Below are 24,673 nucleotides of genomic sequence, written 5' to 3' on the forward strand. Positions count from 1 at the left end.
ACAGGAAGACGGAAATCCTGTGGATTTTCTTTGGAATACATACGGCAAATGCCGTACTGATGATAGACAAGATCAGGAACAGGACGGTGAAAGCGGCATGATATGATTTTACAGGCAGAGGCAGAAGATGTCTTCAGACTTCTTCCCGAGCGTCATGTCTTGTAGGGTAAGATTGTGTGAGAAATTACAGGAATAGGACTATAAAAATGGCATATGAAGTGAGTATGCTCTATCATCTTCATATGCCATCTTGATTTTTAGGGACATTTACTGAATATCCCAAAACAGAGAAAAGGACAACCACCCGTACAGCTTTAAAGGAATATCGAAACTGCCTGTCCGTATCACCCAATAAGCAATCATACATAAAAACAGAAAGAGATGAACGATTAATCGTTCATCTCTTTCTCCAATCTCTTTATCCGTTCCAATATCTTTCCCGCTTCGGTGGAAGGAAACAGTTGAAGAACTTTTTGCAGATACCCCTTAGCCTTGCCGTATCCGTTGGAAAACACATCCGACAGCCCGTTACGATAACGGGCATACTGCATCCGTGTGGGAGAGGCAATCTTCTTATAATTATCCTCCAATATCTTCTTCTCCAACTCGGCCTGCAAATAATAATAGTTACCCAAGAATATATTCGCCTGAAGATTATCCGCATCCAGCGTCAACACCTTTTCATAAAGCTCCAGCGCATCTCTCGCTTCCCCGCGCATCATCTGCATCTCCGCACAAGACACGAGACCGGACACATCCTCCGGATAATATTGCAGCCACTCCTTATAAAAGAGGTATGCCTTATCGTAGTTCCGTCTATCCTTGTAATACACAGCCAACTCCCGTACAAGGCGGGGAGCCGCCACACTGCCTTTCCCAATACTCGTCCAATAAAACATCTCCGCCTGCTCCACTCCCGCACCTGCCGCCTGGCGGAACAAGCTGACTGCATAATCATCCTTACCGGCAGACAAAGCCTCGGACACTTTCTGTAACAAGACATCCGCCGATTGTGCCGACAAAGACGCCGGGCACAACAAGAACCCGAAGAATAGTAGAGTTAAGGTTTTCATTTTCAAAACGTATATAGTTAAACAGACCGTAATCACCCCATAGAAGTCACCTACAAATCTACGAAATTCCGCATCAATCATCAATAGGCGAAAGTAGAAATATAGTTAATCTTTCCCACTATTTTTTCTTTTTCTGCGTACCTTTGTTCTCCATTAAGCCAAAGACTACAGATGAAGCCCATAGACAGACAGATATTGCAGATAGCCCTGCCCTCCATTGTATCGAACATAACCGTGCCTCTGCTCGGGCTGGTCGATGTGGCTATCGTGGGACACCTGGGTGCTCCTGCCTATATCGGCGCCATTGCAGTAGGCGGAATGCTGTTCAATATCATCTACTGGATATTCGGCTTTCTGCGTATGGGAACCAGCGGTATGACATCGCAAGCCTACGGGAAACGGGATTTACCGGAAATCACCCGGCTACTGATACGTGCCGTAGGTATAGGGCTGGCCGTGGCACTCTGCCTCATCCTGCTGCAAGTCCCTATCAGGCAAGCAGCATTCCTCCTTATTCATCCCACGGAAGAAGTCAGGGAAATGGCGACGCTCTATTTCCACATCTGTATCTGGGGAGCCCCTGCCATGCTGGGACTATACGGACTCTCCGGGTGGTATATCGGCATGCAAAACTCGCGCATTCCCATGTACATAGCCATTACGCAGAACATCGTAAACATCATAGCCAGCCTCAGCCTCGTTTACTTCTGCAATATGAAGGTAGAAGGCGTAGCCCTGGGAACACTGATAGCCCAATATGCCGGTTTCCTTATGGGAATCGTACTGTGGACGAACCGCTACGGCAAACTCAAGAAATACATCGCCTGGCGGGGCGTACTGCAAAAAGAGGCGATGATACGCTTTTTTCAGGTAAACCGCGACATCTTCCTGCGAACCTTATGCCTTGTGGCCGTCACCCTGTTCTTTACCTCGGCAGGCGCTTCGCAAGGCGAAATTATCCTGGCGGTAAATACATTGCTCATGCAACTCTTCACCCTCTTCTCGTATGTCATGGACGGTTTTGCCTATGCGGGAGAAGCCCTGAGCGGACGTTACATAGGCGCCCGCAACCGGACAGCCTTTACGAATACCACCCGGCATCTGTTCATGTGGGGCGGCTGTATGGCCGTATTATTCACATCGGTCTATGCACTGGGCGGCAATGCCTTTCTCGGATTGCTGACCGACGACAAAGAAGTGATAACCGCCGCCGGCACTTACTTCTACTGGGCACTCGCCATACCCGTTGCCGGAATTGCCGCCTTCATCTGGGACGGCGTCTTTATCGGCGCTACGGCAACACGCGGAATGCTCGTATCCATGGCGGTGGCAGCTATCAGCTTCTTCACGACCTATTACGGGCTGCGACCTGTCTTGGGCAACCATGCACTATGGCTCGCTTTCCTCATCTATCTCTCCATGAGAGGCATCGTACAGACAGGCCTCAGCCGCGGAGTTATCCGAAAGGCATTCGGCGGCACAAATTGAAACGGCCTGCCTACTCCATGCTCTGCCGCTTCATCATCCGGGCGAACAATCCGTTCCGCTCCTGCAACTCACGGGGCGTCCCGGTTTCGGTTACGCTTCCATTCTCGAGCACAACGATTTTATCCGCATTGGCAATGGTACGCATCCGGTGAGCAATGATAAGCACGGTCTTGTTGCGCACCAATTCGGATATACCCGCCTGGATACGCGTTTCATTCTCCACATCCAGCGAAGCGGTAGCCTCATCCAGCAATACAATCGGCGCATCCTTCAGCAATGCCCGGGCTATGGAGATACGCTGACGTTCGCCGCCCGAAAGCGTTTCGCCGTTCTCACCGATAACCGTCCGATACCCCTGTGGCATCTTGGCAACGAACTCATCGCACCGGGCAAGGCGGGCAACACGCATCACCTCCTCATCCGTCGCATCCCGCCGTCCGATTCGGATATTATCCATAATAGAAGCATTGAACAACACCACATCCTGAAAAACGATAGAGAAGTTCTTCAACAACGTTTCCGGTTCCACCAGGCTGATATCCTGCCCGCCCAGCGTTATCACTCCCGACTGTATGTCCCAGAAACGGGCAGCCAACTTAGCCGCCGTACTCTTTCCGCTGCCCGAGGGTCCCACCAGAGCCGTGATTTCTCCCTGCCGCGCCGTAAAGGAAACATCCTGCAACACCCGCTTTCCCTCTTCATAAGAAAAACCTACATGCCTGAACTCGATATCATACCCTTCGGGACAAAAGTCCGCCGTTCCCTGCTGCACGGGCAATGCCTCCATTTCATTCATACGACCGATGCGGACATCCAGGTAAAACAAAGCAGCCAGGTTATTCATCACCTCATTGATAGGAGCATAAATGCGCGAACCTATAACCATAAATATCAGGTAAGTGAAAAAGTCCACCCTACCTGTCGCCAGCAAGCCCGCCCCCACGATGATGACACTTGCCAATCCCAGCTTCAGTATGCTCTGCGAACCATTTACCAGGATACCGAGCATCAGCTCGTTACGGGTAAGCACTTTTTCGTACGTATCAATCCGCTCATCCAGTTTCCCCAGGTAATCTTCCTCCTGATTATACGACTTGATTTCCTGAACCGTATCCAACCCTTCCTGTATCTGCTCGCTCACCGCACGTTTGTTCAGATAATTGCTCTCATTGCTTTTGAGCATGCTCCGCTTTACCAGGAGAATAACCGCCAGGGCAACAGGCACTACCCAGAACAATGCCAAAGTAAGCTGCCAGTTATAAAACGCCATTCCTATAGTAATCAGCACAATGCTGATGATAGAGGCGAACAGTTGCGGAACAGCATGCGAAAACGTATGTTCCAAATCCGTACAGTCGTCCATTATGGTAGCGGTAAGGTCGGACAAATTCTTCTCACCGAAAAAGGCAAGCGGCAGCTTGCGCAACTTCTCGGCAAGAGAGATACGGCGATTGGCACTCTCCTCATACACCGTAGTATAAGTGCTGCGGTACTGCCATACGGCAAAGACATACATCAATACCATGAAAGCAACACCCAGCAAAATATAATAAAACACCCCGTGAAGCACGGAATCCCCGGCATTCAACACCGGACGCAAATAATCCTCCAGGAAAAAGAATACGAACACGGCAGGCAACATCAGGGCGATATCCAGCAGAGCGGTGAATAACGTACCTTTACAGAAATCCTCAGCCCCTTTACGGGAGAGGGCGAAACGTTTTTGAATTGTATTAAGCATGAATGGCCTCCTTTCCGATAGTCCAGCAGACAGACTGCCGGTACTCATTCCACATACGGTTATAAATTCCCCCTTTTTCCAGTAATCCGGCATGCGTTCCCCGCTCGGCAATCCTTCCCTTGTCGATGACAAGAATCTCATCGGCATCGGTCACGCTGGACAAGCGATGAGCAATCATCAGCACCGTCTTCCCGCGGGTAAGCTCCTTCAAAGCCTGCTGTATCAGGTACTCGTTCTCCGGGTCTGCAAAAGCGGTCGCCTCGTCCAGTACCACGACCGGCGCATTCTTCAGAATGGCGCGTGCCAGCACGAGCCGCTGCTGCTCGCCGCCGGAAAGATAAGTACCCTCCACGCCGATACGCGTTTCCAGACCGAGGGGCTGCTTGTCGATAATCTCGCGGCATTGCGCCATATCCACGGCACGCTGCACCTCGTCCAGCGAAGCATCCGGATTGCCATACCTGATATTTTCCAGCAGAGTAGTCTTGAAAAGCCTGGTATTCTGGAACACGAACGATACGTGCCGCATCAACTCCTTCGGTTCGATATCCCTTACATTCACCCCGCCAATCATCACTTCGCCCTCATCCGCTTCCCAGAAACGGGGAACAAGGCGGGCTATCGTAGTCTTTCCACTGCCCGATGCACCGACCAAAGCCACCGTTTTCCCCTGGGGAATGGTAAAGCTGACGTTATCCACCGCTTTCTGCTCCGTACCGGGATAAGCGAACGAAACATTCTTGAATGCCACATCGAAACCTTTCACCGGTTTCGGAGAAGAAGATACGGACAACCCCTCATAAGACAACAAATTCTCGAGCCTGCCAATAGCCTCGCCCGCCTGCCCCAATGCCTGGTTAAGGTACATGTTCTTCATGATATTCTGGGAAAAGACGGGAGTAACCAACACGAACAAGAAGAAGTTCAGGAGCACCTCCGCATAATTCCCCGAGCTGTCCGTCATCAGTATGGCAACGGGAGCCAGGAAGAAAACGAAACTGTTGATGACAACCGTATAAAACGACATCGGCTTCTCCCACATCATGGTATAGCCGAACACCATTTTATTGTAATTCCGGATACTCCGGTAGAAATTCTTGAAAGAATAAATCGTCTGCTGGAAAACCTTCACCACCGGAATGCCCCGCACATACTCCACAGCCTCCGTATTCATCTCCTCGAGCGATGTCATATAGGACTGCATGAACTGCCTGCCCTTCGTTCCCATCATAAAACCCATAGTCAGCATGGCCGCCACCACGGGAATGATGCAGACCAGCCCCAGCTTCCAGTCGAACCAGAAGATAAGCGCCGCCGCCACCAAAGGAACCAGCACCGCCCCTGCCAAATCCGGCAACTGGTGTGCAAGGAAACTATGGGTAATGCTTGCATTGTCGTCGATAATCTTGCGGATGCGTCCGCTCGTATTGCAGTCGAAAAATCCCAGGGGCATCGCCACAATCCGGCGCATCGCCTCCCGGCGCAAGTTAGACTCCACCCGGAAAGCAGCCAGGTGCGACGCCATTAATGCGGTAAAATAAAGAACTACACTTGCCACGGCCAGCCCCGCCGCCCACCAGGCATAAACGACGACATCATCGGAGACGGACGCCCCCTTCGCAGCAAGCAACTCCCTCACGATAAGCCAGATAAAAATAAACGGCAACAATCCTGCCAGCGCACTCAGTGCCGACAGGCACATAGACACAGGCAACAGATACTTCCTGTTTCCCATATACAGCCGCAGCTTCCTTAATGTATCCATACGCTTTATTGAATTTTATAACCTAACATCGAACTGAACTTATAACACAACCCCGTCATCCGCCCCAGTACCTGCCCGAACAGAAATCCCCAGCGCGGACGGAAGAACTTCATATAATTGGCCTGTTCTATCAGAACCAGGCGGGCATCCCAGCGCTCCACCTCATGCCCGTCGGTAATGCCCGAGCGTATCTGCACCTCCTCATTTTTCAGCGAGTCGGGCTTAACGCCATGCCTGGTCATCATCGTGCCGCAAACATCGAACCACAGCTCGCCGCCGCCGAAACGTCCGGCAATGTTCCGCACCACCGCCTTTACCTGCTTCTCATAGAAATACATCACCACCCCCTCTATCACGAATATGAACTCCCCGTCGGGATGCTTTCCCAGAAGCTCGTCCATCCAGCCGGTATCCAGCAGGGAGGCGGCGATATAACGGTCATTGGCAGGCTCGGGAATCAGCTCCCGGCGCAGCGCTATCACCTCGGGCAAATCGAGCTCATAGAACACCGTTTTGCCGTCGTCGCCGATACGCTGGTAACGCGTGTCCAGCCCGCACCCCACATTCACCACCACCGGATGCCGGTGCGTCCCGATAAAACGGCGGACAGCATTATCGAAATACCAGCCGCGCACCACGCACCCCACCTCACTCAACTTCGCACCGTCGAATTTGGCATAATCGTAATCAATACTCTCCACCAGGCTTTCCGCCAGCTCGTCGCGGAGAATAGCATCCTTCCCCCTGCGGCTCTCCTTGGCACGCATATAGAGCGGAATCAGCAATGTCTCTGCAACGATACTCTTAAACTCATGTTTCTGCTTCATAGTCGTTCTTTATTTAATATGAATAATCATCCTCAAAAACGAACAAAGTTCCGAATCATTCAAAAAAAAGAGAGAGCTTATATTTTCATAAGCTCTCTCCAACCCGTAATCTCGAAAGTGATGTACTCCGTAACTATCTTCTCTATTTCTTCCGTCCTGACCTTGTGCATAATCAGCTCCTCGAACATCGTAAACATCCATACCGTATGCAGGTGGATGAAGAAATCGGATATGCCGATATCCAGACCGGGGTGTTTCCGCTTCATATCCCGGAAATACTTCTTTACCAGCAAAGTGGAATTATCGGTAAAATTCTCCTTGAACTTCTCCAGCGACGAACCCTGCGAACGGAAAAACAAAAGCCCCAGCAAAGAACGGTGTTTATGAATCAAATCGATGTACTCCCCTACCACATGGCGGAAATAAGACTCGGACTGCATCTCCAGGATATCCGCTCCCTGCCTGCCGTGATGCTCGTGCAGCATATTCTCGAAAGCCCGGGTCACGGGCTGCACCACCCGGCAGAAAAGCTCGTCCTTGCTCCCGAAGTAATTATAAATATTACTCAATCCGACATGGGAAGCCTCCGCAATATCGCGCATAGACGTTTTCAGGAAACCTTTCTCCTGGAAAATCGTCTTTGCAGCCTGCAATATCTCGGTACGGATGTCGTCTTTAAGTCTCTGCATAGCAACGGTGCGAACATTGTTCTCTTTTTACCATGCAAAGTAAAAAAGCTTTCCTTACAAGGGCAATACCCACTTATTGCGATTTTTCGTCCAGAAGCAGGAAGCAGTCCAGCCTGCCGAAAGCCGCCTTCGCCCAATGGTTGGACAACGAATAAAACCACAGCATGGGGATGAAGCAGAAAAAGAAACGCTTGGCAGAATACGCCAGCACATTCTGAATAGAGTCCCACTTATAATCGATTTGATAAAGGACAAACATATACAACACCGACGACACCGCAATCATTGCCAGCAAAGCGAGATTGTCCCTCCTCCTTACCAGATACCAGGCATTCACCGCCAACGAAATGCCCGCCACCGCAAAAGTCCAGCCGAAAAACTGCGTATCCTTATAATACGCCTTCATATACGCCCAGATGATACCCGCCTTCTCCGCATCCCAGAAAGGGCGGGTTATTACGATGCTATCGGCATAGAAACCGCTTACCCACGAAAAGAACGCCCACAAAAGGGCAGGCAGCAGCGCAGCGGCAACAGGCAGCAAATCTTTCCAACTCCTGCTCCTGAGCACATCCGCCAAAACCACCGATAACGCCGCCACGATAAACACCACCCCTTCCGAACGAGTCCACACATTTATCCCGAGCAGCAACGAACCGAGGTACAAATCTTTCCGCTCCCTATGCCTCAACCACAAAGAAATATAAATAACACCCAGCGAAGCAGTGGCCGCATGGATGACATTGGTTGCCGACAGCGAGGAAAAAGCAATCATCTCCGGAGTAACCAGCACGAAGAAAGTAGCGACGGCCGCCCCCGTAGACCCCACCGCACGCTGCATGCTACCATAAAAAGCCACCAGCAGGGACAGGAACATCAGCGCCGGAATGATTTTGGATGTTTCCGCTCCCAGCAGATAGACAAAAGCATAGCTCAACTGCACCATAGGGGCATACGTTATGTAACTGCCCGCATCGTGGATATGAGGCATGTAGCTCTGCTGGAATATGCTCAGGTTCCTGAACGTATGCTCCTTTGCCATGACATAACCGATAGTATCGAACCCCGCCAGGCTGTCCCGGTCGAAAGTAGGGAAATACATGCACTTGGCAAAGTTCATATACTCGAAATAAGCAATCAGCACGATGAAGAAGAACCAGACAAGGTTATAATTCGAGGTATCGAAGCGGAAAGCCTTCCTATAATACCTAACCACCTCGTCCCTGCGCCTGTACAGCAACAGCAGCAGTAAGAAGAGCAGCAACACACCCCCGAGCATAACGCTGGCAACCACCAGCTTTATCTTAAGCAGGTTGACGACGAGCATCATAACCGTTTGCAAGCCGATTCCCACCGGAAAGGCAAGCCCCACCTTTTCGCTCCATGTAAACCTTACCGAGATGCAGTTTACAGCAAGAAAGCCTATTAAGACAACGAGAATTATTCCTGTTACGAGCATGATAAGTCACTGTTTTTTCCGTTGGAGCACCGGCAATACACCATGCCGGATATCCGGGTCTACAGGATAAGGGAGCTTGTCCGCACCCTCGCCGTTGACAATCGCTACATGGGTTATCTTGCCGGCATACACGCCGTCCTGCAATTCGTCCTCCGACACCAGCCGGCGGGGATACAGGAAACGGGTGGCATACAACTTATTATAGATTTCCTGTTTGAACGGGCTCCCCTTCTTCCGGAAAGCCTCTGCAGAGGGATAAAGAATAACGGCATTCTCCGGCGTAGCCTGCCTGATGAAAAGAAGGTATTCATAATCGACACCCAGCTTCATCTGCATTTTCTGCTCGAAAGTAAGGTCGGGATACTTCTTTATCGCCTCCATATTCTTTTTCAGCAGTTCCCTGTACACCCAGCGGTAAGCAGGCTGTTCCGTCAGCACATACTTCACGAGGAGCAAAGCAAGACCCATGAACAACACATTCCTTGCAAGCCACACGGCATACACGGCAAAGGAGCTTTTCCGAGGCTCCCGTTCCTTGTCTCTGTTTCTTTTCTTAAACTGCATCGCCGGCATTCACTTTTTATCAAACCTATACTTCTTACTAAACCTATACTTCAGCAGGATACCGATAGCTTCCACGCCGTCCTGCCATTTTATCTTTTTCCCCTCCTTCCTGGAACGGGGATAATAACGTATCGGTACTTCCTTTATCTTGTATCCTCTGCCGAGCACCTTCGCCGTTACTTCGGGGCAGAAACCGAACCGGTCGCAAACAAGAGGTATGGATTTCAGCAAGGCAGCATCGAACATCTTGTAGCAAGTAGGCTCGTCCGTAATCTTCCGGAAAAAAAGCAGGCTGGTAACAAGAGACACCAGCCGCCCGCCCCAATAAAAGGCAGGATACAACGACTTATTGCCGCCGTCCAGCAACCTGGAGCCGTACACCACCTTGCACTCTCCCGCAAGGATAGGCCGGAGCAGGTTCCGGTAATCGTCCGGGTCGTACTCCAAGTCGGCATCCTGGATAACGATGACATCACCTGTGGCACGTGCTATCCCCTGGCGCACCGCATACCCTTTCCCCCGGTTTTCCGGCAGCCTGAGATACCGGATGCAAGCATCCGGATGCAGCGTCCTCGCCCTCTCCACCTCCGCTCCCGTGCCGTCGGCGGAACAATCGTCTATTACCCACACCTCTTTCCCTACGGCGGCAGGAAGCTCCGCCTCCGCTACCTTCTCCAAAACCCGGAATATCGTTCCCGCCTCATTATAAGCAGGTACGATTACGGACAGTTTCCTTACAGGTGTATTCATCTTCATAACTTTAAAAGGCGTCCCCTTATGCCGCATCCGCGAATAAAGCGCTGCAAGCCGCACGAAGCAACCGCTTGCAAAGTAATGAAAATTTAAGCGGAAAGCCACGATAAACCTATTAATATTTATTCGCAGGCAAATGAATACTAAAACAAACCGTTCGTATTATCTTTGCAACAAAAGCGAAGATAAGCTGTACCCCGGCATAAAAAAGGAACGAGTTCATTTTATCCTGCTCCCGGTTTGCATTATCTTTGCCTCGGATAAGAAACTTTTCTATATCTATCTAAATGATAGAGTGTAATTGAGAAGTAATAAATTGTTGGTAACGATTTGGCGACAAATCAACTTCAGTGTGTTGCAGTGCTTTGCATACGTCCAAACAACTCAATGCAAATATAGTAGGCATTTTGCTAATGACCAAAACATTCAGAAATTATAAACGGGGGCTAGGAAATACCTTTCAACCTCTGCTTTTATTCGCGATTAGTTTTCTTCCAATAGTTCGGATAACCTTGCCATATCACGGCGAATAACCACGTCACTTATCTTTGCGTAAATCTGTGTCACCTTCACATCCATATGGCCGAGCATTCTGCTGATTGTCTCGATAGGAGTTCCGTTCAACAAACAAATTTCCGAAGTGAAAGTGTGCTGGCTTGAGTACTACCTCCGAAGTACCTATTTTTATAATCCTAAAAATGAATGATTAAAAACAGTAACTTGTGTACGAGTAAAAAAAGTTAAAATTCAATTAGTTGACTTTTTAATAGTACAGCGAAATGTATTACCTTTGCAAAAAAGTAGCCTTTATTAATAATTGTAAATTTGTCATTTTTAGAGCATGAGTAAGAGTAAGGAATGTTTCGTTATACAGCCAATTAGTGATGAAAAATTCACGAAAAGATATGATGATATATATAAGCCCGCAATAGAAACTGTTGGTCTTTCTGCATATCGAGTTGATTTAGATCCTGCGGTTAAAATTCCCATTGAAGATATTGAATCGAACATTAAAGACTCAATAATATGCTTTGCTGATATTTCTGTTGATAATCCTAATGTTTGGTATGAGTTAGGATATGCTTTTGCTTTAGAAAAAGATGTTGTCATGGTGTGTGACGAGAGCAGAAAAAATTTCCCTTTTGATGTTAGACATAAAAATATTATTAGGTACAAAACAGAATCCCCCAGTGATTTTAACGAACTTAAAGAGCGAATTATAGAGAAAATAAAAGCATATATTCATTCTCAAAAAACAACAGAAAAAATACTTAAAAATCCAATTAGGGAAACCGAAGGTTTTCAGCCATATGAATTATCTTTATTGGCTTTTATTATTGGGGAACAATATACAGACGAAGAAGTAGCAAATGTTTATGAACTTCGAAATAGGATGACTAAAGCAGGATTTAATGATACAGCTTTTAGCATTGGAATGCGTCTATTAAAAGCGAAAGGATTTATTACAACAAAAATAAATAGTGATTATAACGGATATGAATATCCTGTTTGTGCTTTGTCGGATGATGGTGTAAGCTTTATCCTCAAAAATACCCATTTATTTGATTTACAACAACCTGTAAAAAAAGACGAAGTCCCGACAATAGTGTCAAATTCAGATGATTTGCCTTTTTAATATATTCACTCATACTTTTATTATGAACTTTAATAAAATTATAAAATTGGAATATGCATATAAAGGAGTTTATCTCAACTATAAAAGATATATTTGAACTTAAAGAATCAGACAAGTATGCATTTAACAATTTATCAGAAGAGTTGATCCATGAACAATTGAGATATTTGCGGAGTAATCTTGAGATTTCAGCTAAGAAATGTGACATTTATGGCTACATAACAAACCATTTTGGGGAAGAAATCACTAATTTAACTCAAGAAAGCCGCGCTGATTATGTTACGGGAAAATGGTTATCTATCATTGATGTACACAGAAGCATCTATGACATGGTTGGTTATCTAACACTACTTCAAATGGACGCAATGACCACATGCATTAGCTTGCTTGATGCGAAAACAGACACGGAAAGAATCATGCTTTGTAAACATGCTTATACCATTCTGTATGAAGCTTTAGAATATAATTTGTTTAAAAGAGTATCTTGTGATATGCGGAAATATCCAGAAGAATTGATAACAAGTGACAAGTTAAATGAACTGTGGGAAAATGTAAAAATAGGCCTAAAGGATATTTCAGAAAAGAAAGAAGCTCAGTACATTCGTAATAGCATTGATGCCCATAAGTCCAATTCATTTATGAAGCAGATTGATGCATATAAAAGATGTAAATGGACGCAAAGCATAATCAATCTATATGTTTTGATACAAATAATAGATAAAATTCAAAATTGCATGGAGGGTATTAATCAAAATATGAATAAGTTATTAGAAGCGTTTAAAATAGAGACGAAAGAATACATAAAGAAATTAGATTACATTTGGAAGTCTTTACAACAATCTGATGAAACTTTTTTCAGTTCAAAATAATATAGTCTCTTTGTAATTTCAAAAGAAAAAGATGCCCCACACCGAACCCGAAAACACCCTGCATATAAAGAACATGGTATGCAACCGCTGCATCATGGTGGTGAAAAGCCAGCTCGAACAACTGGGGCTGCATCCCCTCTCGGTAGAACTGGGCATCGCCACCCTGCCCGGCGAAATCACCGATGAAGTGTACCGAAAGGTCAAAGCGGCACTCGAGCCTTTCGGCTTCGAGCTAATCGACGACAAGAAGTCCCAGACCATAGAGCAGATAAAAGACGCTATCATCGAACTGGTGCACTACAACGACAACGGCCTGAAGGTAAACCTTTCCGATTACCTGTCGTCCAAGCTGAACCGGGATTACAGCGCGTTGAGCAAACTATTCTCGGAAGTTACCAATACCACCGTCGAAAAATACCTCATTGCACAGAAGATAGAGCGCGCCAAAGAGCTGCTGGTATACGGAGAGCTGTCGCTGAACGAGATAGCCGACAAGCTGAACTACTCGAGCACCGCCTACCTCAGTTCCCAGTTCAAGAGCGTAACCGGACTGACACCCAGCTACTTCAGAAAGATAAAAGAGAACAAGCGCAAACCCCTCGACGAGATTTAAGCGAAATCTTATAAATAGAATCCCTAATTCTACAACTCCCCTTAAACTTACTTGCCGTATCTTTGTTCCACACAAAAAGCCCGGCAACGGGCAACCTCCGCCGCGCTATCGCACTTTGCCGCCTGCCGCACCGGTAGGCGGCAAATAGCAGCCCGACGGGGATAGCCGCAGAGCTTCGTGTGCCCCCGGCATCCGCCACATGGAACAAAGTGTTTTCTCTCCGTTGGAACAGACTGTACCAACCGTTGGAACAAAGTGTTTCGCGCGGTGGAACAAAGAGTTTAAACCGTTTAAACAAAGTGTTTCCTACGTCGGAACTCTCAGTTTATCCGCAGTAAACTCAAAGTACCGCGCCGGGAACTAACCGATAACATACCTTATTATGGCAGACAAAAACATTGTTCAAGAAAACTTTCCCGTAACGGGAATGAGTTGCGCCTCCTGTTCGGCACGCGTAGAAAAGACGCTGAACCGCCAGCCAGGTGTCCGGAAAGCCACCGTAAACTACGCTTCGGCAATGGCAACCGTGGAGTACGACCCCCGCGGCTGTTCTCCCGAAGCCTTGCAGCAAGCTGTGCAGGCTGCCGGATACGACCTGCTGGTACAGCAGGACGAGGACATACTGAGCGAGGTGGAGCAGGCGCACGACAAGAAATTCCGCGCATTGAAATTCCGCACCGTATGGGCTATCGTACTGTCCGTGCCGGTTATGGTTATCGGCATGTTCTTCATGGATATGCCGTATGCCGACCCCGTGATGTGGCTGCTCTCCACTCCCGTCGTATTCTGGCTGGGGAGGGGCTTCTTCGCCAGCGCATGGAAACAACTGAAACACGGCAGCGCCAACATGGACACGCTGGTAGCCAACAGCACCGGAATAGCCTATCTGTTCAGCCTCTCCAACATGCTCTTCCCCGACTTCTGGCTGGAAAGAGGCATCCAACCGCACGTTTATTTCGAGGCGGCAAGCGTCATCATCGCCTTCATCCTGCTGGGACGCCTGTTGGAGGAAAAGGCGAAAGGTAATACCTCCTCCGCTATCAAGAAACTCATGGGGCTGCAACCCAAGACCGTAACGGTAATCGACGGCGCATCGGAACAGACCGTCCCAATCGAACAAATCCGCCCGGGCGACATCATCCTGGTGAAACCCGGAGAGCGGATTGCCGTAGACGGCACGGTGACGGAGGGCAGCTCGTACGTGGACGAAAGCATGCTGAGCGGCGAGCCGGTGGCGGTAGCCAAGCAAAAGGATGCGCAGGTATTTGCCGGCACTATCAACCAGAAAGGCAGTTTCCGGTTCAGCGCACAGAAGGTAGGCACGGACACGCTGCTGGCAAAAATCATCCGCATGGTGCAGGATGCGCAAGGTAGCAAAGCCCCCGTACAGCAGTTGGTAGACAAGATTGCCGGTATTTTCGTACCGGTTATCATCGGGATTGCCGTGCTGTCTTTCATTGCATGGATGCTGCTGGACGGGCAAAACGGATTTACCCACGGGCTGCTGGCACTGGTTACGGTGCTTATCATCGCCTGCCCGTGCGCCCTGGGGCTCGCCACTCCCACCGCCATTATGGTAGGCATAGGCAAAGGCGCCGAACGGGGTATCCTGATAAAAGATGCCGAAAGCCTGGAAATAGCCCGGAAAATCGATACGGTAGTGTTGGACAAGACCGGAACGGTAACCGAGGGAAAGCCGGTAGTGGCCGACTTTATCCGGGCAGACCGTACGGAAGATGCCTCCGACATCTTTTACAGCCTGGAGAAGCTGTCGGAACATCCGCTCGCCGAGGCGGTAGTGCGTCATTTCCGGGATGCCCGGAACCTGGACATTACCGGCTTCGAAAGTCTCACCGGCAGAGGGGTGAAAGGCGAATGCAACGGGAAGCTCTATTATGCCGGCAACCGGCAACTGCTGGAGGAGAACCGTATTAGCATCGCCCCGTCGCTAAGCGATGAAGCCGCCCGCCTTACGGCGGATGCGCAAACCGTTATCTGGTTTGCCGACAACGAAAAGGCGCTGGCTATCGCAGGCATCACAGACCGTATCAAGCAGACTTCCATACAGGCTGTCGGCGAGTTGCAGGCCGCCGGCATCGATGTCTATATGCTGACCGGCGACAACGAGGCCACTGCCCGGGAGATTTCCCGCAAGGCGGGCATCCTCCATTACAAGGCGGGAGTACTGCCGCAGGACAAAGCCGCCTTTATCGGCGAGTTGCAAAAAAACGGCAAGAAGGTGGCAATGGCAGGCGACGGCATTAACGACAGTGCCGCCCTGGCACAGGCCGACCTGAGCATCGCCATGGGCGGCGGCAGCGACATCGCCATGGATGTAGCCAAGATGACTATCATCTCCTCCGACCTGACCAAGATACCGGAGGCACTCAAGTTGTCCCGGCTCACCGTGCGTACCATTCGCCAGAACCTGTTCTGGGCATTTATCTATAATATAATAGGTGTACCTATCGCTGCCGGTGTACTCTACCCCGTCAACGGTTTCCTGCTGAACCCGATGATAGCAGGGGCGGCCATGGCATTCAGCAGTGTAAGCGTAGTGACTAACAGCCTGCGGCTGAAAAGGAAAAAGACAGAGATTACAGAAAGCCCTGCTACTGACGGTACAGGGCAACCGGATAACGAAGTAGAACCATTAACGGATAAAGTCATGAAAAAAGAATTCAAAGTAGAAGGCATGATGTGCAACCATTGCCGCATGCATGTAGAGAAAGCGTTGAACAGTATGGACGGCGTACACGCCACCGTAACCCTGAACCCGCCGGTGGCAACCGTAGAGTTCGCGGCAGGTGAAAAGACGCTCGACGAGTTGCAGGCTGTAGTAACTGCGGAAGCGGGAGACTATACGCTGAAAGAATAACTGAAAATTGTTTATTACCGATTGGCATTATTTTCCTATCTTTGCAGGGAAGCGAAATAAATTGATAAACTATGGCGACATACAAAAGAATTTTACTGAAACTCAGCGGCGAAAGCCTGATGGGAGAAAAGCAATACGGTATCGACGAGAAACGTCTTGCCGAATATGCGGCGCAGATTAAGGAAATCCACGGATTGGGTGTACAAATAGGCATCGTTATCGGCGGCGGCAACATCTTCCGCGGCCTGAGCGGCGCCAGCAAAGGGTTCGACCGCGTAAAAGGCGACCAAATGGGTATGCTGGCAACCGTTATCAACAGCCTTGCGCTAAGCTCGGCACTGGTGGCGGCAGGCGTAAAGGCGCGCGTGCTGACGGCTGTCCGCATGGAGCCTATCGGCGAGTTCTACAACAAATGGAAAGCTATCGAGTGCATGGAAGCGGGCGAAGTAGTCATCATGTCTGCCGGAACGGGCAACCCGTTCTTCACGACCGACACCGGCTCCAGCCTCCGCGGTATCGAAATCGAAGCGGATGTCATGCTGAAAGGTACACGTGTGGACGGTATCTATACCGCCGACCCGGAGAAAGACCCTACGGCAACGAAATTCCACGATATCACTTACGACGAGGTGCTGAAACGCGGTCTGAAGGTCATGGACCTTACCGCCACCTGCATGTGCAAGGAAAACAACCTGCCCATTATCGTCTTCGATATGGACACCGTGGGCAACCTGAAAAAAGTGATGCAGGGCGAAGAGATAGGAACGCTGGTGCACAACTGAGATTTACCGCAGAGGACACAGGGTTCCACAGAGTCCAACCGTTCTTTTAACCCGTACATATAATCGAGTGCAAAAGAAAAAAACTCCGTGGAACTCTGTGTCCTCTGTGGTGAATTAATTATATTTGCAAAGTTTCAAACTATAAGCCACTTCAAATTATAGAAATATGAAAGACGTAAAAGACATCTTAGACGAAGCACAAGAGAAAATGGATATGGCCGTAATGTACCTGGAAGAATCATTAGCCCATATCCGTGCCGGGAAAGCCGACGTGCGCCTGTTGGACGGTATCCGTGTAGATTCTTACGGAAGCATGGTTCCTATCAACAACGTAGCAGCCGTAACCACCCCGGATGCCCGCAGTATCGCTATCAAGCCGTGGGATAAGAGTATGTTCCGTGTCATCGAAAAGGCAATCATCGACTCCGCCCTCGGCATCATGCCCGAAAACAACGGCGAGATTATACGTATCGGTATCCCCCCGCTTACGGAAGAACGCCGCAAGCAACTTGCCAAGCAGTGCAAAGGAGAGGGCGAGACTGCCAAGGTAAGTGTGCGCAACGCACGCCGCGATGCAATCGACGCCTTGAAGAAATCCGTAAAAGAAGGCCTGGCGGAAGATGCGCAAAAAGGCGGTGAGGAAAAGCTGCAAAAGATACACGACAAGTATATCAAGCAAATCGACGATATGCTGGCGGCAAAGGACAAAGAGATTATGACAGTATAAATATAGTTGAAAGTTGAAAGTCGGGCATTGAGAGTTACCGTGCGGCATGACCGTTCCAGCGACTCCCGGCACTCGACTTTCAACTTTCAGCTCTCAACTTCCAACTATTTTGAGGGGACTGGTAATTAAGAATACGGGGAGCTGGTACTTGGTAAAGACCGACGAAGGCACTTACGTGGAATGTAAAATCAAAGGTAACTTCCGCCTGAAAGGTATCCGGAGCACCAATCCGGTAGCGGTAGGCGACCACGTGCAGATTATCCTGAACCAGGGAGGCACGGCGTTTATCAACGAAATCGAGGAGCGGAAGAATTACATCATCCGGCGCTCGTCCAACCTATCCAAGCAATCCCATATCCTTGCCGCCAACCTCGACCAGTGCATGCTGGTAGTCACTGTGAACTATCCGGAAACCTCCACCACATTCATAGACCGCTTTCTCGCCTCGGCAGAGGCGTACCGCATTCCGGTCAATATCATATTCAACAAAACGGATGCCTACGACGAAGACGAGCTACGCTACCTGGACGGGCTTGTCAACCTCTACACCACTATCGGCTATCCCTGTTTCAGGGTGTCCGCCAAGACCGGTAAAGGCGTAGACCGCATCGAGGAAGAACTGAAAGGGAAAATAACCCTTTTCTCCGGTCACTCCGGGGTAGGCAAATCCACTCTTATCAACGCTATCCTGCCGGAATTGGATATCAAGACCGGCGAAATCTCCTCCTATCACAACAAGGGGATGCACACCACTACTTTTTCCGAGATGTTTCCCGTAGCGGGCAACGGCTACCTCATCGACACGCCGGGTATCAAGGGTTTCGGCACATTCGACATGGAAGAAGAGGAAATAGGGCATTACTTTCCGGAAATATTCAAAGCCTCCGCCAACTGCCGCTACAACAACTGCACCCACCGCCACGAACCGGGATGCGCCGTACGCGAAGCGGTGGAAAAACATTACATCAGCGAATCACGCTACACCTCTTACCTGAACATGCTGGAAGACAAAGAGGAAGGGAAATACAGGGCAGCGTATTAATTTATCACTCTACTGCCTTACCGCCCTGTCACCTTGTTATCTTATTGCTTTATTCCCCTATCACTTTTTTTAACTTTTCTGGTTTTAAACTTTTCCGTACCTTTTCGGTCGAAATCTAAGGCTAAATATACTACTAATACTACGACATGAACAAAAAAGTAAAATGGGGCATCATTACACTCATTGGTGCCGGGCTAATAGGCGGGGGTATTTATTCCCAGCTTCCCAAAGAGAACGAGGAATTGGCGGCAGCCGATAGGGTGATGACCGGTAAACGCGGAGAGAAGAAGGCGTTGAACGTAAACGCAAAGATAGTAAGACCGCAATTACTGAAAGACGAAATACAAATCAGCGGCAGCCTGTTGCCCGATGAAGAGGTAGACCTCTCGTTCGAGACGTCAGGCAAGATTATCGAAATCAATTTCGAGGAAGGCAGCTTCGTCAAGAAAGGCCAGTTGCTTGCCAAGGTTAACGACCGCCCGCTCCAGGCACAATTGCAAAGACTGGTATCGCAACTGAAACTGGCGGAAGACCGTGTGTTCCGCCAAAATGCGCTGTTGGAGAGGGATGCGGTCAGCAAGGAGGCCTACGAACAGGTAAAGACGGAACTGGCTACCCTTAATGCCGACATCGACCTGATAGAGTCCAACATTGCGCAAACCGAGCTTCGCGCCCCCTTCGACGGGGTAATCGGGTTGCGGCAGGTCAGCGTAGGAACCTACGCCTCGCCCTCGACTATCGTAGCCAAGCTCACCAAGCTCTCTCCCCTGAAAGTGGAGTTTGCAGTACCCGAGCGGTATGCCAACGATGTAAAAATCGGTGCTGGGCTGAACTTCACCCTCGAAGGAAAGCTGAACACTTTCCATGCCACAGTCTATGCACGCGAATCCAAGATAGACCCCACCACCCATACGCTGACTATCCGGGCGCTCTATCCCAATGCCAACAGTGCCGTACTGCCCGGCCGCTATGCCAGCATAAAGCTGAACAAGGACGAAATACACGATGCTATCGCCGTGCCGTCCGAGGCTATCGTGCCGGAAATGGGTAAAGACAAGATTTTCCTTTATAAATCGGGAAAGGCGCAACCGGTAGAGATAACCACCGGTATCCGTACGGAAGCCGAGGTACAGGTATTGCAAGGCCTCGACGTGGGCGATACGATTATCACCTCGGGAACCTTACAGCTCCGTACGGGACTGGCAGTGACATTAGACAACATAAATTAATGATGAATGGTAAAGGATGAAGAATGAATTGCCATGCAGCATGGCAGCCCAACATTCATTACTCATAATTTATAATTCATAATTCTTAACTCTTACCATGAACATATCCGAATTAAGCATACGGCGACCGGTACTCTCTACCGTATTGACACTGATTATCCTGCTCTTCGGCCTCATCGGGTACAACTACCTCGGTGTCCGCGAGTATCCGTCGGTGGATAATCCTATCATTTCCGTGTCTTGCTCTTACCCGGGAGCAAACGCCGACGTTATCGAAAACCAGATTACAGAACCGCTGGAGCAGAACATCAACGGTATTCCGGGCATCCGTTCGCTCTCCAGCGTCAGCCAGCAAGGTTCCTCGCGCATCACAGTGGAATTCGAGCTTTCCGTAGACCTGGAAACGGCTGCCAACGATGTACGCGACAAAGTTTCGCGTGCCCAGCGTTACCTGCCCCGCGACTGCGACCCGCCCACCGTGTCCAAAGCCGATGCAGACGCCACCCCTATCCTTATGGTCGCCCTGCAAAGCGACAAGCGCTCGTTGCTGGAACTGAGCGAGATAGCCGACCTCACCGTGAAGGAGCAGCTCCAGACAATCTCCGATGTAAGTAGTGTGAGCATCTGGGGAGAAAAGCGCTATTCCATGCGCCTGTGGCTCGACCCTATCAAAATGTCCGGCTACGGCATCACTCCCGTCGATGTAAAGGAAGCGGTAGACGATGAAAATGTGGAGCTTCCCTCGGGCAGTATCGAAGGAAACACTATCGAGCTTACTATCCGTACACTCGGACTGATGCATACGGCGGAAGAATTCAACAATCTTATCCTGAAAGAAGACGGCAACCGCATCGTACGGTTCAGCGACATAGGCCGTGCCGAACTGGGGCCGGCGGACATCAAGAGTTATATGAAGATGAACGGCGTGCCGATGGTGGGCGTGGTGGTTATCCCGCAGCCGGGCGCCAACCATATCCAGATTGCCGACGCCGTGTACGAGCGTATGGAGCAGATGCAGAAGGATTTGCCGGAAGATGTTCATTACTCGTACGGGTTCGATAACACCAAATTTATCCGCGCCTCCATAGACGAGGTGAAGCAGACGGTATATGAGGCGTTCATCCTCGTAATCATCATCATCTTCCTGTTCCTCCGCGACTGGCGCGTAACACTGGTTCCCTGCATCGTAATCCCCGTTTCGCTAATCGGCGCTTTCTTCGTGATGTACCTGGCAGGGTTCTCTATCAACGTGCTCTCCATGCTTGCCATTGTGCTCGCCGTGGGGCTTGTGGTGGACGACGCGATTGTAATGACGGAGAATATCTATGTGCGTATCGAGAAGGGGATGCCTCCGAAAGAGGCGGGTATCGAAGGTGCTAAGGAAATCTTCTTTGCCGTTATCTCCACCACCATTACGCTGGTAGCGGTGTTCTTCCCTATCGTATTTATGGAAGGTACGACGGGACGATTGTTCCGCGAATTCAGTATCGTAGTGTCCGGCTCGGTTATCATTTCGGCTTTCGCCGCCCTGACCTTTACGCCGATGCTGGCTACCAAGCTACTAATAAAAAGGGAAAGGCAAAGCTGGTTCTACCGAAAGACCGAACCTTTCTTCGAGGGGATGAACAGCATTTACAGCCGTTCGCTGGCGGCTTTCTTGCGCCAGCGCTGGATTGCACTGCCATTTACGGCGGCAACCATTATCATCATCGGTTTCCTCTGGAACCATATCCCGGCGGAAATGGCGCCGTTGGAAGACCGTTCCCAAATCAGTATCAACACCCGCGGCGCCGAAGGTGTGACTTACGAGTACATCCGCGACTATACGGAGGACATTAACCTGCTCGTAGACTCTATCGTGCCCGATGCCGAAGCGGTGACCGCCCGTGTATCCAGCGGTAGCGGTAACGTGCGCATCACCCTGAAAGACATGAAAGACCGCGACTATACGCAAATGGAAGTGGCGGAGGAGTTGTCGAAAGCGGTGCAGAGGAAAACAATGGCGCGCTCCTTCGTGCAGCAGTCGTCCTCATTCGGCGGACGGCGCGGCGGCATGCCCGTGCAATATGTATTGCAGGCCACCAACATCGAGAAGTTGCAGGAGGTACTGCCCAAGTTCATGGAAAAGGTGTACGAGAACCCGGTATTCCAAATGGCGGACGTGGACTTGAAGTTCAGCAAGCCGGAAGCCCGTATCAACATCAACCGCGACAAGGCGAGTATTATGGGAGTAAGTACCCGCAACATCGCCCAAACCCTGCAATACGGGTTGAGCGGCCAGCGCATGGGCTACTTCTACATGAACGGGAAGCAATACGAAATCCTGGGAGAAATCAACCGCCAGCAGCGTAACAAGCCTGCCGACCTGAAAGGTATCTATATCCGCAGCGACCAGGGAGACATGGTACAGCTCGACAACCTGATAGAGCTGACGAACGGCATCGCACCGCCCAAGCTATACCGTTACAACCGTTTCGTGTCCGCCACCATTTCTGCCGGACTTGCCGACGGAAAGACTATCGGACAGGGATTGGACGAAATGGACAAGATAGCCAAGGAAACGTTGGACGATACTTTCCGTACCGCCCTTACCGGCGACTCGAAGGAGTACCGCGAGAGTTCCTCCAGCCTGATGTTCGCCTTTATCCTGGCAATCCTGCTTATCTATCTGATTCTTGCCGCCCAGTTCGAGAGTTTCAAAGACCCGCTGATTATCATGCTGACAGTACCTCTCGCCATTGCCGGCGCGTTGGTATTCATGCATTTCGGCGGTATCACCATGAATATATTCAGCCAAATCGGTATCATCATGCTGATTGGCCTGGTGGCTAAGAACGGTATCCTGATTGTAGAGTTTGCCAACCAGAAGCAGGAAACGGGCGAGGACAAGATGCAGGCTATCAAGGATGCCGCCCTGCAACGCCTCCGTCCTATCCTGATGACAAGCGCCTCTACCGTACTGGGACTGATACCGCTGGCATTCGCCACGGGCGAGGGCTGCAACCAGCGTATTGCTATGGGTACGGCCGTAGTAGGCGGTATGCTCGTATCCACCCTGCTCACGATGTATATCGTTCCCGCCATTTACAGTTATGTATCTACCAACCGAAGTAAATTAAAGAACGTATGAGACGTACGATTGTATCTTTCCTAATCGCTCTGTGCGCTGTGTTTGCTGTCCAGGCACAGCCTGCACCTATCTATACCTTGAAGTCCTGCCTGGAACAGGGATTGCTGAACAACTATTCCCTGCGCATCACTCGTAACGAACAGCAGGTAAGCAAGAACAACGCTACCCTTGCCAATGCCGGCTACCTGCCCACCGTCGAGCTGTCTGCCGGTTACGAGGGGACATTGGATAATACGGAAACGAAGCTGCGCGCCACCGGTGCAACCACCAAGGACAATGGTGTGTTCGACCAGACGGTCGATGCCGGCATCAACCTGAGCTGGACTATCTTCGACGGTTTCAACATCACTGCCGAATACCAGAAGCTGAAGGAACTGGAACGGCAGGGCGAAACCAGTACCCGCATCGCCATAGAGGACTTGATAGCCAATATCGCCGCCGAATACTACAATTACGTACAGCACAAAATCCGCCTGAAGAACTTCCGCTACGCCGTATCGCTCTCCAAGGAACGCCTGCGTATCGTGGAGGAGCGTTACCACATCGGTAACTTCTCCCGCCTAGACTACCAGCAGGCGAAGGTGGACTTCAATGCCGACAGTGCGCAATACATGAAACAGCAGGAGTTGCTGCATACCTCGCGTATCCAACTGAACGAGCTTATGGCGAGCGAAGATGTAGACCGTCCCTTCATCATCGAGGACAGCCTTATCAACGTAAGTGCCCAACTGGACTTCGAGGAGCTTTGGAACGCCACCCTGCAGGCCAACTCGTCTTTGCTGAAAGCCGAACAGAACAATACCCTGGCACGCCTGGATTACAAGCAGGTCTGCTCGCGCGATTATCCGTACGTAAAGATGAACGGTGGTTACGGCTATACCTTCAATAAATACGATATTTCCGCCAACAGCCGCCGCAGCAACCTCGGGCTGAACTTCGGCGTTACCGTAGGGTTCAACCTTTTCGACGGCAACCGCCGCCGCGAACGCCGCAACGCCCGCATCGCAGTGCAGAATGCCCGCCTGGAACGGGAGCAGTTGGAGCTGACGCTGCGCGCCGACCTGAGTAACCTGTGGCAAGCCTACCAGAACAATCTCCAGATGTTGAAACTGGAACGCCAAAACCTTGTAGCAGCCAAGGAGAACCACGAAATCGCCATGGAGCGCTACATGCTCGGCAACCTTTCGGGTATCGAGATGCGCGAGGCGCAAAAGAGCTTGCTGGATGCCGAAGAACGTATCCTGTCGGCAGAGTACGACACCAAGCTATGCGAAATTTCCTTGCTGCAAATCAGCGGGAGGGTAGAAAAGTATTTAGAATAAATATATAAATCACAATATTTACTCTCTTAAAAACAAATATTACTATTCTCTCTATAGAGTTTTCTCTACTTTTGTTCGCAAAGAAA

General features: G+C 49.9%; 20 protein-coding genes. 11 read left to right on the forward strand and 9 right to left on the reverse strand.

The genetic code is table 11. The features are described from left to right. Nucleotides 1-389: 389 nt before the first annotated feature. On the reverse strand, nt 390-1,073 hold the full coding sequence (locus C233_RS0115165) for a tetratricopeptide repeat protein (RefSeq protein ID WP_025069101.1): 684 nt from the start codon (nt 1,071-1,073) through the stop codon (nt 390-392). A gap of 171 nt (nt 1,074-1,244) precedes the next feature. Between C233_RS0115165 and C233_RS0115170 the strand changes: the two genes are divergently transcribed. After that, nucleotides 1,245-2,561, forward strand: a complete 1,317-nt coding sequence (locus C233_RS0115170) for an MATE family efflux transporter (RefSeq protein ID WP_018668413.1) — start codon at nt 1,245-1,247, stop codon at nt 2,559-2,561. 10 nt (nt 2,562-2,571) lie between these two features. Here the strand turns inward: C233_RS0115170 and C233_RS0115175 are convergent, their stop codons facing one another. The 8 genes from C233_RS0115175 to C233_RS24565 form a co-directional block, all read right to left on the reverse strand. After that, the gene (locus C233_RS0115175) at nt 2,572-4,302 is read right to left on the reverse strand and encodes an ABC transporter ATP-binding protein (RefSeq protein WP_018668414.1); all 1,731 of its coding nucleotides are present in this window, start codon (nt 4,300-4,302) and stop codon (nt 2,572-2,574) included. Then, the gene (locus C233_RS0115180) at nt 4,295-6,067 is read right to left on the reverse strand and encodes an ABC transporter ATP-binding protein (RefSeq protein ID WP_018668415.1); all 1,773 of its coding nucleotides are present in this window, start codon (nt 6,065-6,067) and stop codon (nt 4,295-4,297) included. The genes C233_RS0115175 and C233_RS0115180 overlap by 8 nt, the downstream gene beginning before the upstream one ends. Before the next feature lie 5 nt (nt 6,068-6,072). Beyond that, the gene (locus C233_RS0115185; RefSeq protein ID WP_018668416.1) at nt 6,073-6,894 is read right to left on the reverse strand and encodes a class I SAM-dependent methyltransferase; all 822 of its coding nucleotides are present in this window, start codon (nt 6,892-6,894) and stop codon (nt 6,073-6,075) included. Nucleotides 6,895-6,971: 77 nt separating this feature from the next. Next, nucleotides 6,972-7,583, reverse strand: coding sequence for a TetR/AcrR family transcriptional regulator (locus C233_RS0115190; RefSeq protein ID WP_018668417.1), 612 nt, complete (start codon nt 7,581-7,583; stop codon nt 6,972-6,974). Nucleotides 7,584-7,656: 73 nt separating this feature from the next. Next, nucleotides 7,657-9,042, reverse strand: coding sequence for a glycosyltransferase family 39 protein (locus tag C233_RS0115195; protein ID WP_018668418.1), 1,386 nt, complete (start codon nt 9,040-9,042; stop codon nt 7,657-7,659). Nucleotides 9,043-9,048: 6 nt separating this feature from the next. Further along, a complete protein-coding gene (locus tag C233_RS24555; protein ID WP_167321139.1) occupies nt 9,049-9,606 on the reverse strand; it encodes a hypothetical protein in 558 nt (185 codons plus the stop codon). 9 nt (nt 9,607-9,615) lie between these two features. Continuing rightward, a complete protein-coding gene (locus C233_RS24560) occupies nt 9,616-10,362 on the reverse strand; it encodes a glycosyltransferase family 2 protein (protein WP_018668420.1) in 747 nt (248 codons plus the stop codon). Between the two features lie 480 nt (nt 10,363-10,842). Beyond that, entirely contained in the window at nt 10,843-10,986 is a 144-nt protein-coding gene (locus C233_RS24565) for a hypothetical protein (protein WP_167321140.1), read from the reverse strand. Nucleotides 10,987-11,200: 214 nt separating this feature from the next. Here C233_RS24565 and C233_RS0115215 point away from each other — a divergent pair, with 214 nt between their 5' ends. The 10 genes from C233_RS0115215 (at nt 11,201) to C233_RS0115260 (ending at nt 24,587) form a co-directional block, all read left to right on the forward strand. Continuing rightward, a complete protein-coding gene (locus tag C233_RS0115215) occupies nt 11,201-11,995 on the forward strand; it encodes a hypothetical protein (protein WP_018668422.1) in 795 nt (264 codons plus the stop codon). A gap of 53 nt (nt 11,996-12,048) precedes the next feature. Continuing rightward, complete coding sequence (locus C233_RS0115220) at nt 12,049-12,864, forward strand: hypothetical protein (RefSeq protein WP_018668423.1); 816 nt, start codon at nt 12,049-12,051, stop codon at nt 12,862-12,864. Between the two features lie 31 nt (nt 12,865-12,895). Further along, complete coding sequence (locus C233_RS0115225; protein WP_018668424.1) at nt 12,896-13,477, forward strand: helix-turn-helix domain-containing protein; 582 nt, start codon at nt 12,896-12,898, stop codon at nt 13,475-13,477. 382 nt (nt 13,478-13,859) lie between these two features. Then, complete coding sequence (locus tag C233_RS0115230) at nt 13,860-16,355, forward strand: heavy metal translocating P-type ATPase (RefSeq protein WP_018668425.1); 2,496 nt, start codon at nt 13,860-13,862, stop codon at nt 16,353-16,355. A gap of 71 nt (nt 16,356-16,426) precedes the next feature. Next, complete coding sequence (pyrH, locus tag C233_RS0115235) at nt 16,427-17,137, forward strand: UMP kinase (protein ID WP_018668426.1); 711 nt, start codon at nt 16,427-16,429, stop codon at nt 17,135-17,137. Nucleotides 17,138-17,303: 166 nt separating this feature from the next. Next, nucleotides 17,304-17,864, forward strand: coding sequence for a ribosome recycling factor (gene frr / locus C233_RS0115240; RefSeq protein WP_018668427.1), 561 nt, complete (start codon nt 17,304-17,306; stop codon nt 17,862-17,864). Nucleotides 17,865-17,973: 109 nt separating this feature from the next. Then, a complete protein-coding gene (gene rsgA / locus C233_RS0115245; RefSeq protein ID WP_025069099.1) occupies nt 17,974-18,906 on the forward strand; it encodes a ribosome small subunit-dependent GTPase A in 933 nt (310 codons plus the stop codon). Nucleotides 18,907-19,052: 146 nt separating this feature from the next. Next, nucleotides 19,053-20,135, forward strand: a complete 1,083-nt coding sequence (locus C233_RS0115250; protein ID WP_018668429.1) for an efflux RND transporter periplasmic adaptor subunit — start codon at nt 19,053-19,055, stop codon at nt 20,133-20,135. A 97-nt stretch (nt 20,136-20,232) separates the two neighbouring features. Beyond that, the gene (locus tag C233_RS0115255) at nt 20,233-23,265 is read left to right on the forward strand and encodes an efflux RND transporter permease subunit (protein WP_018668430.1); all 3,033 of its coding nucleotides are present in this window, start codon (nt 20,233-20,235) and stop codon (nt 23,263-23,265) included. Further along, nucleotides 23,262-24,587 (forward strand): TolC family protein, encoded by a 1,326-nt coding sequence (locus C233_RS0115260; protein ID WP_018668431.1) that lies wholly within the window; start codon nt 23,262-23,264, stop codon nt 24,585-24,587. Before C233_RS0115255 ends, C233_RS0115260 begins: the two co-directional genes overlap by 4 nt. Nucleotides 24,588-24,673: the final 86 nt, after the last annotated feature.

Origin of the sequence: Bacteroides gallinarum DSM 18171 = JCM 13658, from assembly GCF_000374365.1 — a bacterium.
In the GTDB taxonomy this organism is placed as follows: domain Bacteria; phylum Bacteroidota; class Bacteroidia; order Bacteroidales; family Bacteroidaceae; genus Bacteroides; species Bacteroides gallinarum.